Genomic DNA, 14,207 nt, shown 5'->3' on the forward strand with positions numbered 1-14,207 from the left:
ATATCCCCGGCGATGACTCGACGTTTGCGCAAATCAGGCATAATCTTAATCAATCGATTGATTAATTTTTAATGCTGCTATGAATACAACCCCAACGACAACCAAAGGCGAACAGGCGAAAAGTCAGCTTATCGCCGCCGCGCTGGCGCAGTTTGGCGAGTATGGTCTGCATGCCACCACGCGGGATATCGCCGCTCAGGCCGGGCAGAATATTGCGGCCATCACCTACTATTTTGGCTCAAAAGAGGATTTATACCTCGCCTGCGCCCAGTGGATCGCGGATTTTATCGGCGCCAGCTTTCGCCCACACGTGGAAGAAGCCACCGCGCTGTTCAGCCAGCCAGAGCCTGACCGGGCTGCCATCCGCCAGCTGATCCTTAACGCCTGTCACAACATGATCCGCCTGCTGACGCACGACGATACGCTGAACCTGAGCAAATTTATCTCCCGCGAGCAGCTCTCCCCCACTGCCGCGTACCAGCTGGTGCACGATCAGGTGATCGCCCCGATGCACAGCCATCTGACCCGGCTGATCGCCGCCTATACCGGACGGGACGCCAGCGATACCGACACCATTTTGCATACCCACGCCCTGCTGGGCGAAGTGCTCGCCTTCCGTCTGGGGCGTGAGACCATCCTGTTACGTACGGGCTGGACACAATTCGATGAGGATAAAGCCGCGCAAATTAGCCAGGTCATTACCTGTCACGTTGATCTGATCCTGCAAGGCTTAACGCAAAGGAGCCAGAAGTCATGAAAAAACCTGTCGCCATCATTCTGGTGGTTGTTGTGTTACTTGCTGCGGGAATCGGTGGCTGGCTGTGGTATCAGAGCCAGCAGGATCGTGGCCTGACGCTGTACGGCAACGTGGATATCCGCACCGTGAACATGAGCTTCCGCGTCGGCGGACGGCTGGCCTCGCTGAACGTTGACGAAGGCGATGCCATCAAAGCCGGGCAGACGCTGGGAATGCTGGACAAAGCCCCGTTTGAGAACGCGCTGATGCAGGCAAAAGCAGGCGTCGCCGTCGCACAGGCGCAATACGACCTGATGCTGGCGGGCTACCGTGACGAAGAGATCTCCCAGGCGGCCGCTGCCGTTAAGCAGGCAAAAGCCGCCTATGACTATGCGCAGAATTTCTATAACCGTCAGCAAGGCTTATGGAAAAGCCGTACTATTTCCGCCAACGACCTGGAAAACGCGCGCTCATCCCGCGACCAGGCACAGGCGACGCTGAAATCTGCCCAGGATAAGCTAAGCCAGTACCGCACCGGTAACCGTGCGCAGGACATTGCCCAGGCGAAGGCCAGCCTTGAGCAGGCGCAGGCGCAGTTAGCCCAGGCGGAGCTGGATCTGCACGACACCACGTTAATCGCCCCGTCTGACGGCACGCTGATGACCCGCGCCGTGGAGCCGGGCAGCATGCTCAGCGCGGGCAGCACCGTGTTAACGCTCTCCTTAACCCGTCCGGTGTGGGTGCGCGCTTACATTGATGAGCCAAATCTTGGCCAGATGCAGCCGGGCCGCGAACTGCTGCTCTATACCGACGGTCGCCCGGACAAGCCGTATCACGGCAAAGTGGGCTTCGTCTCCCCTACCGCCGAGTTCACGCCAAAAACCGTTGAAACCCCGGACCTGCGTACCGACCTGGTGTATCGCTTGCGCATCATCGTCACCGATGCGGACGACGCGCTACGTCAGGGCATGCCTGTTACCGTGACCTTAAACGACGGGGAACGACATGAATGATGCGGTTATCCAGCTCAACAATCTGGTCAAACGCTTCCCGGGAATGGCCAAACCGGCGGTCGCACCGCTGAATTGTACGATTCAGAAAGGCTATGTGACCGGGCTGGTGGGGCCGGACGGCGCGGGTAAAACCACGCTGATGCGGATGCTGGCGGGATTGCTGAAGCCGGATGAAGGCAGTGCCAGCGTGCTTGGCCTCGATCCGATCAAAGACGACGCGGCGCTCCACGGCATGCTCGGCTATATGCCGCAGAAGTTTGGTCTGTACGAAGATCTGACGGTAATGGAAAACCTCAATCTGTATGCCGATCTGCGCAGCGTTACCGGCGAAACCCGGCAGAAAACCTTCCAGCGTCTGCTGGCGTTTACCTCCCTCGGCCCGTTCACCGACCGGCTGGCGGGCAAACTTTCCGGCGGGATGAAGCAGAAGCTAGGGCTGGCCTGCACGCTGGTGGGCGAACCGAAGGTGCTATTGCTGGATGAACCCGGCGTGGGCGTGGACCCGATTTCCCGCCGCGAGCTGTGGCAGATGGTGCACGAGCTGGCGGGTGACGGCATGCTGATCCTCTGGAGTACCTCTTACCTTGATGAAGCAGAGCAGTGCCGCGACGTGCTGCTGATGAATGAAGGCGAACTGCTCTATCAGGGCGAACCCACCGAGCTGACGCAAACCATGGCCGGGCGCAGTTTTCTGCTGCACAGCGCGCAGGAGTCCAACCGCAAGCTGCTGCAACGGGTACTGAAGCTGCCGCAGGTGAGCGACGGGATGATTCAGGGCCGTTCGGTGCGCGTGATCCTCAAAAAAGAGACTACCGCCGACGATATCCGCCGTGCGCAGGGTATGCCTGAGATCGACATGACAGAGACCGCGCCGCGCTTTGAAGATGCGTTTATCGATCTGCTGGGCGGGGCGGGAACCTCAGAATCACCGCTTGGCGCCATCCTGCACACGGTGGAAGGCACGCCGGGCGAAACGGTCATTGAAGCGAAATCGCTCACCAAAAAATTCGGCGATTTCGCCGCCACCGATAACGTCAATTTTGCCGTGAAGCGCGGCGAGATATTTGGCCTGCTCGGGCCGAACGGCGCGGGGAAATCCACCACCTTTAAAATGATGTGCGGCCTGCTGGTACCGACCTCCGGCAAAGCGCTGGTGCTGAACATGGATCTCAAAGTCAGCTCCGGCAAGGCGCGCCAGCACCTGGGCTATATGGCGCAGAAGTTTTCGCTCTACGGCAACCTAACGGTGGAGCAAAATCTGCGATTTTTCTCCGGCGTCTATGGCCTGCGGGGACGGGCACAGAATGAGAAGATCGGTCGCATGTGCGACGCCTTCGGCCTGACCGATATCGCCTCACACGCTACAGACGCTCTGCCTCTTGGCTTCAAACAGCGGCTGGCGCTGGCCTGCTCACTGATGCACGAGCCGGATATCCTGTTTCTTGATGAACCTACGTCAGGCGTGGATCCCCTCACCCGCCGCGAATTCTGGTTGCATATCAATAGCATGGTGGAAAAAGGCGTGACCGTGATGGTCACCACCCACTTTATGGACGAGGCAGAGTATTGCGACCGCATCGGGCTGGTCTATCGCGGCAAGCTGATTGCCCACGGCACGCCGGATGACCTGAAAGCGCAGGCCGCCGACGAAGAACAGCCGGACCCGACCATGGAGCAGGCGTTTATCACCCTCATCCACGACTGGGATAAGGAGAATACTCATGCGCAGTAACGCCCTTTCCTGGCGCCGGGTGCGCGCCCTGTGCGTCAAAGAGACGCGGCAGATTGTGCGTGACCCCAGCAGCTGGCTGATTGCGGTGGTGATCCCCCTGCTGCTGCTGTTTATTTTCGGCTACGGGATTAACCTCGACTCCAGCAAGCTGCGGGTCGGGATTTTGCTGGAGCAGCAGAGCGAAGAGGCGCTGGACTTCACCCACGCCATGACCGGCTCGCCCTACATCGATGCCACCATCAGCGACAACCGGCAGGAACTGATCCAGAAAATGCAGGCCGGAAAAATTCGCGGTCTGATCGTCATTCCGGTCGATTTTGCCGCCAATATGGCACGCCCGGGCGCCGATGCGCCAATTCAGGTGATCACCGACGGCAGCGAGCCGAACACCGCCAACTTCGTGCAGGGCTACGCGGAGGGTATCTGGCAGCTCTGGCAGATGCAGCGCGCCGAAGACCGGGGGGAGGAGTTTGAACCGCTGATTGACGTGCAGACGCGCTACTGGTTTAACCCCGCCGCCATCAGCCAGCATTTTATTATTCCGGGGGCGGTGACGATTATCATGACGGTGATTGGCGCGATCCTCACCTCGCTGGTGATCGCCCGCGAATGGGAGCGCGGCACCATGGAGGCGCTGCTCTCGACCGAAGTGACGCGCGTCGAGCTGCTGCTCTGCAAGCTGATCCCCTACTACTTCCTCGGCATGCTGGCGATGCTGCTGTGTATGCTGGTCTCGGTATTTATTCTTGGCGTGCCGTACCGCGGCTCGCTGGTGCTGCTGTTCTTTATTACCAGCCTGTTTTTGCTCAGCACGCTGGGGATGGGACTGTTAATTTCCACCATCACCCGCAACCAGTTTAACGCCGCGCAGGTGGCGCTTAATGCCGCCTTCCTGCCGTCGATTATGCTCTCCGGCTTTATCTTCCAGATAGACAGTATGCCGGCGGTGATCCGCGCCGTGACGTACATCATTCCGGCGCGCTACTTTGTGAGCACCCTGCAAAGCCTGTTCCTGGCGGGAAATATTCCGGTGGTGCTGATTATCAACACCCTGTTTTTGCTGGCGTCGGCGGTGATGTTTATCGGGCTGACGTGGATGAAAACGAAAAGAAGATTAGATTAGCCATCGGATTTTGTAGGTCGGGTAAGCGCAAGCGCCACCCGACAGGAGGACGACGCGATGTTTCACCGTTTATGGACATTGATCCGCAAAGAGCTGCAATCCTTGCTGCGCGAGCCGCAGACCCGTGCCATTCTGGTGCTGCCGGTGCTACTTCAGGTTGTACTGTTTCCGTTTGCCGCCACGCTGGAGGTCACCAACGCCACCATCGCCGTTTACAACGAAGACAACGGCAAGCATTCCGTCGAGTTGACGCAGCGTTTCGCCCGCGCCAAAGCCTTTACCCATGTCCTGCTTCTGGAAAGCCCGCAGGCGATCCAGCCCACCATCGACACGCAGAAAGCATTATTGCTGGTGCGCTTCCCGGCGGACTTCTCCCGCAACCTGGACACATTCCAGACCGCGCCGATGCAGCTGATCCTCGACGGACGTAACTCCAACAGCGCCCAGATTGCGGCGAACTATTTGCAACAGGTGGTGAAGGATTACCAGCAGGAGCTGATGGCGGGCAAACCCAAACCCAACAACAGCGAGCTGGTAGTGCGCAACTGGTACAACCCGAACCTGGACTATAAATGGTTTGTGGTGCCGTCATTAATCGCCATGATCACCACCATTGGCGTGATGATTGTCACCTCGCTGTCCGTGGCGCGCGAACGTGAGCAAGGTACGCTGGATCAGCTGCTGGTCTCACCGCTCGCCACCTGGCAGATATTTGTCGGCAAGGCGGTGCCGGCACTGATTGTCGCGACGTTCCAGGCCACCATCGTGCTGGGGGTGGGAATATGGGCGTACCAGATCCCGTTTGCCGGATCGCTGGCGCTGTTTTACTTCACGATGGTAATTTACGGCCTGTCGCTGGTGGGGTTTGGGCTGCTGATTTCCGCACTCTGCTCAACGCAGCAGCAGGCGTTTATCGGGGTGTTTGTCTTTATGATGCCGGCGATTTTGCTTTCAGGGTATGTTTCGCCAGTGGAGAACATGCCGATGTGGTTACAGGATTTGACGTGGATAAACCCGATTCGTCACTTCACGGATATCACCAAGCAAATCTATCTGAAGGATGCGAGTCTGGATATTGTGTGGGGAAGTTTGTGGCCGCTACTGGTCATCGCGGCCACAACGGGCTCAGTGGCCTATGCGATGTTTAGACGAAACATCGCGTAGCTTTTTCTCTTTGGTGAGCAACGACACCACCGCAGGCCCTGCGAGGATAGCCAGACCCGCCAGGGCCAGCAGCAGGTTGTTTTGCAACACGCGTGACAACAGCCACAGGACGATCATTGCCGCACCAAAATACCAGGTGGTGGTGAGCTCTTCGAGCACATCACCCACTTCACGCCAGCGCGCGTCGTGGTGACGCTGTAAAAACAGCATCGACAGCACGGTCACGCCGTAAACCACGCATAACCCTAAGCCGACACGCACCAGCGTGCCGCTCATCCAGCCCATCACCAGTACGGCCACGACCAGTAAATGCAACATTATCTGCCAGCAACTCAAACCGGTTGCGACACGAACGCGTTGTTGCCACTTCATGGCTTCTCTCCTGAAGGATTTTTCTCTGCTAATTCAGACTACCGCACTTTACGGAAAATTCCGTAACGCCGCATCTTTTTGTGACGCCTACTACACTTTATTTTCATCGGGATAGTCACCCAGGAAGGTGTTTATGAGCAAAAAAACGCAGCATTTCTCGCTTAAGGTGCTGACGATAAACATTCATAAGGGCTTCACAGCATTTAACCGCCGCTTCATTTTACCGGAGCTGCGCGACGCGGTACGCACCGTCAGCGCCGATATTGTTTGCCTCCAGGAGGTCATGGGCGCGCACGAAGTGCACCCTATGCATTTCGAAAACTGGCCCGACACGCCCCACTACGAGTTTCTGGCGGATACCATGTGGAGCGATTACGCCTATGGGCGCAATGCGGTCTACCCGGAGGGGCATCACGGTAACGCGGTGCTGTCGCGTTTTCCTATCGAGCATTATGAGAACCGCGACGTCTCCGTTGGCGAGAGCGAAAAACGCGGGCTGTTATACTGTCGTATCACCCCCCCGGCGCTCGATTTTCCCATTCATGTGGGCTGTGTTCATCTTGGCCTGCGTGAAGCCCACCGTCAGGCCCAGCTACAGATGCTGGCAGACTGGACCAATGCGCTGCCGGAGGGCGAGCCCGTAGTGGTGGCCGGTGATTTCAACGACTGGCGACAGCGGGCCAACCATCCGCTTAAGGTGAAGGCGGGGCTGGAGGAGATCTTTACCCGCTCACGCGGTCGTCCCGCGCGGACGTTTCCGGTGCGCTTCCCCCTGCTGCGCCTTGACCGTATCTACGTAAAAAATGCCCACGCCAGCAGCCCGACGGCGCTGGCTTTACTCAACTGGCGACATCTCTCCGACCATGCCCCACTCAGCGCGGAGATCCACTTATGAAATGCACATGGCAGGAAGGTAACCGTATTACGCTGCTGGAAAATGGCGATAACTTTTATCCGGCGGTTTTTGAGGCGATTAGCCACGCACAGCAGAAAGTCTTTCTCGAAACGTTTATCTGGTTTGAAGACGACGTGGGCAGGCAGTTGCACAGCGCACTGCTGCATGCCGCCCGTCGCGGTGTAAAAATCGAGGTTCTGCTCGACGGATATGGTTCGCCGGATCTCAGCGACGAATTTGTTAACGAGCTCACCGCCGCAGGGGTGGTGTTCCGCTATTACGATCCCGGCCCGCGTCTGTTCGGCATGCGCACCAACCTGTTCCGCCGAATGCACCGCAAAATTGTGGTGGTGGATGAAACGGTGGCCTTCGTTGGCGGCATTAACTACTCCGCCGAGCATATGTCGGATTACGGTCCCGAAGCTAAACAGGACTACGCGATCCGTATCGAAGGACCGGTGGTTCAGGACATCCAGCTGTTCGTGCTGGAAAACTTACCCGGCAAAGAGGCCGCACGCCGCTGGTGGCGACGCCGCCATCGCCCGGAAGAGAACCGCAAGCCCGGCGAGGCGCAGGCGCTGTTCGTCTGGCGGGATAACGAGGAGCACCGGGACGATATCGAGCGTCATTACCTGAAGATGCTGGCGAACGCGAAGCGCGAGGTGATTATCGCCAACGCCTATTTCTTCCCCGGTTACCGGATTTTGCACGCCATGCGCAACGCGGCCCGACGCGGCGTGAGCGTAAAGCTTATCGTGCAGGGTGAGCCCGATATGCCGATTGTGAAGGTCGGCGCGCGTCTGCTCTATCGCTATCTGGTCAAAAGCGGCGTGCAGATCTATGAATATCGCCGCCGCCCGCTGCACGGCAAAGTCGCCGTGATGGATGACCACTGGGCGACCGTTGGCTCCAGCAACCTCGATCCGCTGAGCTTATCGCTCAATCTGGAAGCGAACCTGATCATCCACGATCGCCAGTTTAATCAGACCCTGCGCGATAACCTTCAGGGTCTTATCAATAAAGACTGCGTGCGTGTGGATGAGTCCATGGTGCCGAAACGGAGCTGGTGGAACGTGGGCATCGGCGTGGTGGTGTTCCACTTCCTGCGCCACTTCCCGGCCATGGTGGGCTGGCTGCCCGCGCATACGCCGAAACTGGCGCTGGTGGATCCGCCTGTGCAACCCGAAATGGAAACCCAGGACCGCGTAGAGGCGGAAGATGGAGGGAAAACCTGATGTCGAAATCTCATCCTCGCTGGCGGCTGGCGAAAAAAATCCTGACCTGGCTGTTCTTCATTGCCGTCGCGGTCCTGCTGGTGGTGTATGCCCAGAAGGTGGACTGGGAAGAGGTGTGGAAAGTGATTCGCAACTACAACCGGACAGTCCTGCTGGGGGCCGTTGGGCTGGTGATTGTGAGCTACCTGATGTACGGCTGCTATGACCTGTTAGGACGCGCCTACTGCGGGCATAAGCTTGCCAAACGGCAGGTTATGCTGGTGTCATTCATCTGCTACGCCTTTAACCTGACGCTGAGCACCTGGGTGGGCGGGATTGGTATGCGCTATCGCCTGTACTCCCGCCTTGGCTTACCCGGCGGCACCATCACGCGTATTTTCTCCTTAAGCATCACCACCAACTGGCTGGGGTATATCCTGCTGGGCGGGGTGATTTTCACCATAGGCGTGGTGCAACTGCCTGCGCACTGGTACATCGATGAGGCTACCCTGCGCATTCTGGGCATCGTACTGCTGCTGATCATCGCCGCCTACCTGTGGGCCTGCGCCTTTGCCAAACGTCGTCACATGACCATTAAAGGCCAGAAGCTGGTGCTGCCGTCATGGAAGTTTGCCGTCCTGCAAATGGTGGTTTCCAGCGCCAACTGGATGGCGATGGGGGCCATTATCTGGCTGTTGATTGGCGAAGATGTGAACTACTTCTTCGTGCTGGGCGTGCTGCTGGTAAGCAGTATTGCCGGGGTGATTGTGCATATTCCGGCGGGTATTGGCGTACTGGAGGCGGTGTTTATCGCGCTGCTTGCGGGGGAGCATGTGTCTCACGGGACGATTATCGCCGCCCTGCTCGCGTACCGCATGATCTACTACTTCCTGCCGCTGGCGCTGGCAACGGTCTGTTATCTGGTGCTGGAGAGTCGGGCGAAGAAGCTGCGCGCGAAGAACGAGAGGATGTTGGCGAAGTGAGTTGTGTCGGGTAGCGCTGCGGTCTGATGCCCTCACCCCGGCCCTCTCCCACGGGGAGAGGGAGAAAAGCCCGCACCGTGCAATCCCCTCTCCCTGAGGGAGAGGGTTAGGGTGAGGGGGAAATAACTAGCGACGGTTGCCGAAGATACGCAGCAGCATCAGGAACAGGTTGATGAAGTCCAGATAAAGCGTCAGCGCGCCCAGAATCGAGTATTTGCGCAGGTTTGAACTGTCGCGAACATCAATTTGTTCACCGATGTTTTTCAGCTTCTGGGTGTCGTAAGCGGTTAAGCCCACGAAGATCACCACCCCGATATAGGTCACCGCCCACATCAGCGCGTCACTCTTCAGCCACAGGTTAACCAGCGACGCCAGCACAATCCCAATCAGCCCCATAAACAGCATGTTGCCGAAGCCGCTCAGGTCACGTTTGGTGGTGTAACCGTACAGGCTCATCACACCGAACATCCCGCCGGTCACCACAAACGTGCTGGCGATGGAAGAGTAGGTGTAAACGATGAAAATACTGGAAAGCGTCAGCCCGGTCAGCGCCGAATAGAGCATAAACAGCGTGGTCGCCATACCCGCACTGAGCTTGTGCACCAGCCCGGAGAGCACGAACACCAGCGCCAGTTGCGCAATAATCAGCCCAAAGAAGGTGATTTTGCTTGAGAAGATAAACATCATCAGTTCAGGCGTGTTTGCCGCATACCACGCGATAAACGCGGTAAGCAGCAGGCCAACCGTCATCCAGCCATACACCTGAGCCATGTAGGTTTGCAGCCCGCTACGGGTCTGCTGAACTATCGAATCGGAACGCGGAAATCGGTCCATGATTCACTCCTGATTAAGTAAACACACACGTTAAGAGTAACACATCCGCGTAAACCAACTACCAACGGCTGGCGGCATGTTTATCGCTGTCGCGCGATTCCACCCAGCGCTCACCTTCCGGCGTCGCTTCACGCTTCCAGAACGGCGCTTTGGTTTTAAGGTAATCCATGATGAACTCCCCCGCCGCAAAAGCGCTCCCGCGGTGGGCGCTGGTGACGCCGACAAACACTATCTCTTCGCCGGGCCACATTTCGCCGATGCGATGGATAACCGTAACGCGCCCCAGCGGCCAGCGGCCTCGCGCCTCTTCCACAATGGCCGCCAGCGATTTTTCGGTCATTCCCGGATAGTGCTCCAGCGTCAGCGCTTTTACGCTGTCGCCGAGATTATGATTACGCACTTTCCCGGTAAACGTCACGACCGCGCCGTCTTCGTCGCGCCCGGCCAGCCAGTCATATTCCGTGCCCACGTTAAAACGCTCATGGCCGACCAGAATTCGGGTTTCCGTCATCTTAACCCCCTGTGACCGGCGGGAAGAAGGCCACTTCGTCCCCATCGGCCAGCGGGTGGGTCAACTCCACCAGCGTCTGATTCACGGCGGCCAGCAGTTTGCCTTCGTCCAGCGCCAGCGCCCAGCGGTCGCCTTGCGCCGCCAGATGCGCACGCAGGGCGGCGACGTTTTCGAAAGCGCCGTCCAGCGTCAGGCTGTCGGTATTGACCAGCTCACGGACCTGAGCAAAAAAGAGCACCTTAATCATGGCTTTCCACCTTAAAATCACCGGATTTGCCGCCGCTTTTTGCCAGCAGACGCACCGGGCCAATCACCATATCTTTCTGTACCGCTTTACACATGTCGTAGATGGTCAGCGCCGCCACGGAGGCCGCCGTCAACGCCTCCATCTCCACGCCGGTTTTCCCGGTTAAGCGGCACAGGGACTCGATACGCACGCGGTTATGCTCCGGCTGTGCCTGCAAATTTACCTCCACTTTGCTGAGCATCAGCGGATGGCAGAGCGGGATGAGGTCCCAGGTACGTTTAGCGGCCTGAATACCGGCGATGCGGGCGGTGGCAAACACATCACCCTTGTGATGGCTACCGTCGATAATCATCGCCAGCGTCTCCGGCAGCATGGTGACGAACGCTTCAGCACGCGCCTCGCGCACCGTTTCGGCTTTGGCGGAGACATCCACCATATGCGCTTCGCCAGCGGCGTTAATGTGGGTCAGTTGTGACATAGCTTATTTCTTTAAATGGGGATGGAAATTACATGGACGGGTACGGGCATCCAGCTGCGGGGCAATAATGTTTTCCCACGCGGTGCGGCAGGCTTTGGTCGACCCCGGCATGGCGAAGATCAGCGTCTTATTCGCCACCCCCGCGACGGCACGGGACTGAAGCGTAGAGGTGCCAATCTCTTCAAAGGAGAGCATGCGGAACACTTCGCCGAAGCCTTCCACTTCGCGATCGAACAGCGGGAGCAGCGCTTCCGGCGCCTGGTCGCCTGCGGTAAAGCCGGTGCCGCCAGTGATCAGCACAACCTGGACGTCATCGCTCGCAATCCACTGTGAGACCTGAGCGCGAATGGCGTAACGGTTTTCTTTGACGATCGCTTTATCAACAATCTGGTGTCCGGCTTCGTGTGCCGCCTCGCGCAGCCAGTGGCCAGAGGTATCATCCTCTTCACCACGACGTTCGGAAACGGTAAGAATAGCAATGCGTGTCGGGATAAATTCCGCGCTTACCTGACTCATCTTCTGGTTCCTTCTAAAGCCTGATTACCCGCCGATATAGGACAGGTTCTGAGTAATGCCGGTGTTGCCCTGATGCAGGAAATGGGTCTGCTTTTTGTGCGTCAGCGCCTCGGAAATACGTGCTTCAAGCGCGTCCTGCTGGGCGTCATCTTCCAGCAAATCGCGCAGATCGACGCCGCCATCCCCGAACAGGCAAAGATGGAGCTTGCCGACGGAGGAGACGCGCAGGCGGTTGCAGCTGGCACAGAAGTCTTTTTCATAGGGCATGATCAGGCCGATTTCGCCTTCATAATCCGGATGACAAAAGACCTGCGCCGGGCCATCGCTGCGCTGGCGGATCTGGTGGATCCAGCCGCGTTTCAGCAGTTCGTCGCGCAGAACCATGCCGGAGATATGATGGCGACGGAACAGCTCGCTGCCCTCCCCGGTCTCCATCAGCTCAATAAAACGCAGTTGAATGCGGCGCGGTTTGATCCACGCCAGGAAAGTGTCCAGCTGATGGTGGTTCACATCACGCATCAACACGGTATTGACTTTGACCTTGTCGAAACCGGCGGTGAACGCGGCATCGATACCGTCCATCACCTGCTGGAACTTATCCTGGCCGGTAATGGCGTGGAACTGACGAGCGTCCAGGCTATCGACGCTGACGTTGATCGCCGTCAGCCCCGCATCGCGCCAGTTCGCCACGTCACGCGCCATGCGGTAACCGTTGGTAGTCACCGCGATCTGGCGGATACGTTCGTTTTCACGCACGGCGGCAATGATGTCAGGGAAATCACGGCGCAGGGAGGGCTCTCCCCCGGTAAGACGCACTTTTTCCGTGCCAAGTTCAGAGAACGCGCGCGTGACGCGGCGTACTTCATCCACGGAGAGAAAGCCATTATTGGTGACGCTGCCCGGCTTGTAGCCATCGGGCAGGCAGTAGGTGCAACGGAAGTTACACACGTCGGTAATCGACAAACGTAAGTAGAAAAACTTACGCGCGAAAGCATCAGTAAGTTGTGAAGCCATGTACACCTTTCCAGATCGGGAGGCACAGTCATTTCTTTCTGTACCCTGGTGGCAAATCCGCCACGGCCAGGGCGCCATATCTCTCGACACAGGCGCCAGGGCTAGAGTGTATGTTTTCAGTTTTGAAAACGTGGTTATGGCGATAGTAGCGTGGAAATCGCCACTTCGCCATTGTCGCTTTTCGCTATATAAATTTATATATAACGATGTTATCGTGCATTTTCACTACAGAATACGCAAAAACAGCGCTTTCGCATTGATATACGTCATTATGGTTTGTGAGAGGCATCGTCTTTTAGGAGTAGTTGCGTTACTGTGACGCAAGCTTAACAGGATAAGGAATAGGTATGCGCAATCGCACTTTTGCGGATCTGGACCGTGTGGTCGCTCTTGGCGGAGGTCACGGTCTGGGACGAGTGATGTCGTCGTTATCGTCACTGGGCTCGCGCCTGACGGGCATCGTGACAACAACGGACAACGGCGGCTCAACCGGGCGGATCCGACGTGCTGAAGGCGGGATTGCCTGGGGTGACATGCGCAATTGCCTCAACCAGCTTATCACGGAGCCAAGCGTGGCCTCGGCGATGTTTGAGTACCGTTTTGGCGGAAATGGTGAACTTTCAGGCCATAACCTTGGAAATCTGATGTTAAAGGCGCTGGATCACCTGAGCGTGCGCCCTCTGGAAGCGATCAATTTAATTCGTAACCTGTTAAAGGTGGATGCATTCCTGATCCCGATGTCTGAACAGCCGGTGGATTTAATGGCGATCGATGCCGACGATCACGAAGTGTATGGTGAAGTGAATATCGACCAGCTTCTTCTTCCGCCAAAAGAGCTGATGACCTACCCCAGCGTACCCGCAACGCGTGAAGCGGTAGAAGCGATTGCCGAGGCCGATCTGATCCTGATTGGGCCGGGAAGTTTTTATACCAGCCTGATGCCGATCCTGCTGGTGAAAGAGCTGGCGCAGGCGCTCCGCAGAACGCCTGCGCCCATGGTCTATATCGGTAATTTAGGCCGCGAACTCAGCCCGGCGGCGGCAAGCCTGTCGCTGGCGGATAAGCTGGACCTGATGGAACAGTACGTTGGTAAGAAAATTATCGATGGTGTCGTGGTCGGGCCGAAAGTGGATGTATCGGGGATTGGCGATCGCGTGGTGGTGCAGGAGCCGCTGGAAGCCAGCGATATTAAATATCGCCACGACCGCCATTTGCTGCGCGAGGCGCTGGAGAAGGCGATTCAGGCATTAGGTTAGGTTCGTTTTGTGCGGCCTGATGCCCTCACCCCGGCCCTCTCCCACAGGGCTGAGGGTTCCCCACAAAATAATGCCTGCACAGACGGCCCCCTCTCCCTTAAGGGAGAGGGCTGGGGTGA

The 14,207-nt window shown here is 57.6% G+C and carries 16 protein-coding genes and 1 riboswitch; of the genes, 9 read left to right on the plus strand and 7 right to left on the minus strand.

Annotation, left to right across the window (positions count from 1 at the left end):
* Positions 1–79: 79 nt before the first annotated feature.
* From cecR to IM290_RS09160, 5 genes are read left to right on the plus strand one after another with little or no spacing between them, the layout of a single operon-like run.
* Entirely contained in the window at positions 80–757 is a 678-nt protein-coding gene (gene cecR / locus IM290_RS09140; RefSeq protein WP_193041687.1) for a transcriptional regulator CecR, read from the plus strand.
* Positions 754–1,749, plus strand: a complete 996-nt coding sequence (gene hlyD / locus IM290_RS09145) for a secretion protein HlyD (protein WP_193041688.1) — start codon at positions 754–756, stop codon at positions 1,747–1,749. Before cecR ends, hlyD begins: the two co-directional genes overlap by 4 nt.
* Positions 1,742–3,481, plus strand: coding sequence for an ATP-binding cassette domain-containing protein (locus IM290_RS09150; RefSeq protein WP_193041689.1), 1,740 nt, complete (start codon positions 1,742–1,744; stop codon positions 3,479–3,481). Before hlyD ends, IM290_RS09150 begins: the two co-directional genes overlap by 8 nt.
* Positions 3,471–4,604, plus strand: a complete 1,134-nt coding sequence (locus IM290_RS09155; RefSeq protein ID WP_045343735.1) for an ABC transporter permease — start codon at positions 3,471–3,473, stop codon at positions 4,602–4,604. The genes IM290_RS09150 and IM290_RS09155 overlap by 11 nt, the downstream gene beginning before the upstream one ends.
* A gap of 57 nt (positions 4,605–4,661) precedes the next feature.
* Positions 4,662–5,768 carry an ABC transporter permease gene (locus IM290_RS09160; RefSeq protein ID WP_193041690.1) on the plus strand — a complete coding sequence of 369 codons (1,107 nt, stop codon included), beginning with the start codon at positions 4,662–4,664 and terminating at the stop codon, positions 5,766–5,768.
* Here the strand turns inward: IM290_RS09160 and IM290_RS09165 are convergent.
* Complete coding sequence (locus IM290_RS09165; RefSeq protein WP_003858499.1) at positions 5,730–6,140, minus strand: YbhQ family protein; 411 nt, start codon at positions 6,138–6,140, stop codon at positions 5,730–5,732. The two genes, IM290_RS09160 and IM290_RS09165, sit on opposite strands and share 39 nt — an antisense overlap.
* A 133-nt stretch (positions 6,141–6,273) precedes the next feature.
* On the opposite strand from IM290_RS09165, the gene IM290_RS09170 reads away from it, so the two are divergent.
* Genes IM290_RS09170 through IM290_RS09180 form a run of 3 tightly spaced genes read left to right on the plus strand, consistent with a single transcriptional unit; the run spans position 6,274 to position 9,232 of the window.
* Positions 6,274–7,035: an endonuclease/exonuclease/phosphatase family protein gene (locus tag IM290_RS09170; RefSeq protein ID WP_017384933.1), complete on the plus strand. Its 762-nt coding sequence runs from the start codon at positions 6,274–6,276 to the stop codon at positions 7,033–7,035.
* Entirely contained in the window at positions 7,032–8,270 is a 1,239-nt protein-coding gene (clsB, locus tag IM290_RS09175; protein WP_015571079.1) for a cardiolipin synthase ClsB, read from the plus strand. The genes IM290_RS09170 and clsB overlap by 4 nt, the downstream gene beginning before the upstream one ends.
* Positions 8,270–9,232: a YbhN family protein gene (locus IM290_RS09180; protein ID WP_015571080.1), complete on the plus strand. Its 963-nt coding sequence runs from the start codon at positions 8,270–8,272 to the stop codon at positions 9,230–9,232. Before clsB ends, IM290_RS09180 begins: the two co-directional genes overlap by 1 nt.
* Positions 9,233–9,358: 126 nt before the next feature.
* Here IM290_RS09180 and IM290_RS09185 read toward each other — a convergent pair whose 3' ends face one another.
* The 6 genes from IM290_RS09185 to moaA form a co-directional block, all read right to left on the minus strand.
* Positions 9,359–10,066 carry a Bax inhibitor-1/YccA family protein gene (locus IM290_RS09185; protein ID WP_015571081.1) on the minus strand — a complete coding sequence of 236 codons (708 nt, stop codon included), beginning with the start codon at positions 10,064–10,066 and terminating at the stop codon, positions 9,359–9,361.
* A gap of 58 nt (positions 10,067–10,124) precedes the next feature.
* Positions 10,125–10,577 (minus strand): molybdopterin synthase catalytic subunit MoaE, encoded by a 453-nt coding sequence (gene moaE / locus IM290_RS09190; RefSeq protein WP_015571082.1) that lies wholly within the window; start codon positions 10,575–10,577, stop codon positions 10,125–10,127.
* A 1-nt stretch (position 10,578) separates the two neighbouring features.
* Positions 10,579–10,824: a molybdopterin synthase sulfur carrier subunit gene (gene moaD, locus IM290_RS09195; RefSeq protein ID WP_040117401.1), complete on the minus strand. Its 246-nt coding sequence runs from the start codon at positions 10,822–10,824 to the stop codon at positions 10,579–10,581.
* The gene (moaC, locus tag IM290_RS09200) at positions 10,817–11,302 is read right to left on the minus strand and encodes a cyclic pyranopterin monophosphate synthase MoaC (protein ID WP_006809528.1); all 486 of its coding nucleotides are present in this window, start codon (positions 11,300–11,302) and stop codon (positions 10,817–10,819) included. The genes moaD and moaC overlap by 8 nt, the downstream gene beginning before the upstream one ends.
* Before the next feature lie 3 nt (positions 11,303–11,305).
* The gene (gene moaB, locus IM290_RS09205) at positions 11,306–11,818 is read right to left on the minus strand and encodes a molybdenum cofactor biosynthesis protein B (RefSeq protein ID WP_022647501.1); all 513 of its coding nucleotides are present in this window, start codon (positions 11,816–11,818) and stop codon (positions 11,306–11,308) included.
* Between the two features lie 24 nt (positions 11,819–11,842).
* Positions 11,843–12,832 (minus strand): GTP 3',8-cyclase MoaA, encoded by a 990-nt coding sequence (gene moaA / locus IM290_RS09210; protein ID WP_017384935.1) that lies wholly within the window; start codon positions 12,830–12,832, stop codon positions 11,843–11,845.
* A riboswitch (molybdenum cofactor riboswitch) is annotated at positions 12,820–12,953 on the minus strand. (Overlaps the previous gene by 13 nt.)
* Positions 12,954–13,179: 226 nt before the next feature.
* Here moaA and yvcK point away from each other — a divergent pair.
* Positions 13,180–14,088 (plus strand): uridine diphosphate-N-acetylglucosamine-binding protein YvcK, encoded by a 909-nt coding sequence (gene yvcK / locus IM290_RS09215; RefSeq protein WP_017384936.1) that lies wholly within the window; start codon positions 13,180–13,182, stop codon positions 14,086–14,088.
* The last annotated feature ends 119 nt before the right edge of the window (positions 14,089–14,207 follow it).

This window comes from Enterobacter cloacae complex sp. S1, from assembly GCF_014930525.1.
GTDB lineage: Bacteria > Pseudomonadota > Gammaproteobacteria > Enterobacterales > Enterobacteriaceae > Enterobacter > Enterobacter hormaechei_C.

Excerpts from the sequence above, each read along its gene's own strand:
- cecR (WP_193041687.1), top strand. The coding sequence starts at position 80 with ATGAATACAACCCCAACGACAACCAAAGGCGAACAGGCGAAAAGTCAG.
- hlyD (WP_193041688.1), top strand. The coding sequence starts at position 754 with ATGAAAAAACCTGTCGCCATCATTCTGGTGGTTGTTGTGTTACTTGCT.
- IM290_RS09150 (WP_193041689.1), top strand. The coding sequence starts at position 1,742 with ATGAATGATGCGGTTATCCAGCTCAACAATCTGGTCAAACGCTTCCCG.
- IM290_RS09155 (WP_045343735.1), top strand. The coding sequence starts at position 3,471 with ATGCGCAGTAACGCCCTTTCCTGGCGCCGGGTGCGCGCCCTGTGCGTC.
- IM290_RS09160 (WP_193041690.1), top strand. The coding sequence starts at position 4,662 with ATGTTTCACCGTTTATGGACATTGATCCGCAAAGAGCTGCAATCCTTG.
- IM290_RS09165 (WP_003858499.1), bottom strand. The coding sequence starts at position 6,140 with ATGAAGTGGCAACAACGCGTTCGTGTCGCAACCGGTTTGAGTTGCTGG.
- IM290_RS09170 (WP_017384933.1), top strand. The coding sequence starts at position 6,274 with ATGAGCAAAAAAACGCAGCATTTCTCGCTTAAGGTGCTGACGATAAAC.
- clsB (WP_015571079.1), top strand. The coding sequence starts at position 7,032 with ATGAAATGCACATGGCAGGAAGGTAACCGTATTACGCTGCTGGAAAAT.
- IM290_RS09180 (WP_015571080.1), top strand. The coding sequence starts at position 8,270 with ATGTCGAAATCTCATCCTCGCTGGCGGCTGGCGAAAAAAATCCTGACC.
- IM290_RS09185 (WP_015571081.1), bottom strand. The coding sequence starts at position 10,066 with ATGGACCGATTTCCGCGTTCCGATTCGATAGTTCAGCAGACCCGTAGC.
- moaE (WP_015571082.1), bottom strand. The coding sequence starts at position 10,577 with ATGACGGAAACCCGAATTCTGGTCGGCCATGAGCGTTTTAACGTGGGC.
- moaD (WP_040117401.1), bottom strand. The coding sequence starts at position 10,824 with ATGATTAAGGTGCTCTTTTTTGCTCAGGTCCGTGAGCTGGTCAATACC.
- moaC (WP_006809528.1), bottom strand. The coding sequence starts at position 11,302 with ATGTCACAACTGACCCACATTAACGCCGCTGGCGAAGCGCATATGGTG.
- moaB (WP_022647501.1), bottom strand. The coding sequence starts at position 11,818 with ATGAGTCAGGTAAGCGCGGAATTTATCCCGACACGCATTGCTATTCTT.
- moaA (WP_017384935.1), bottom strand. The coding sequence starts at position 12,832 with ATGGCTTCACAACTTACTGATGCTTTCGCGCGTAAGTTTTTCTACTTA.
- yvcK (WP_017384936.1), top strand. The coding sequence starts at position 13,180 with ATGCGCAATCGCACTTTTGCGGATCTGGACCGTGTGGTCGCTCTTGGC.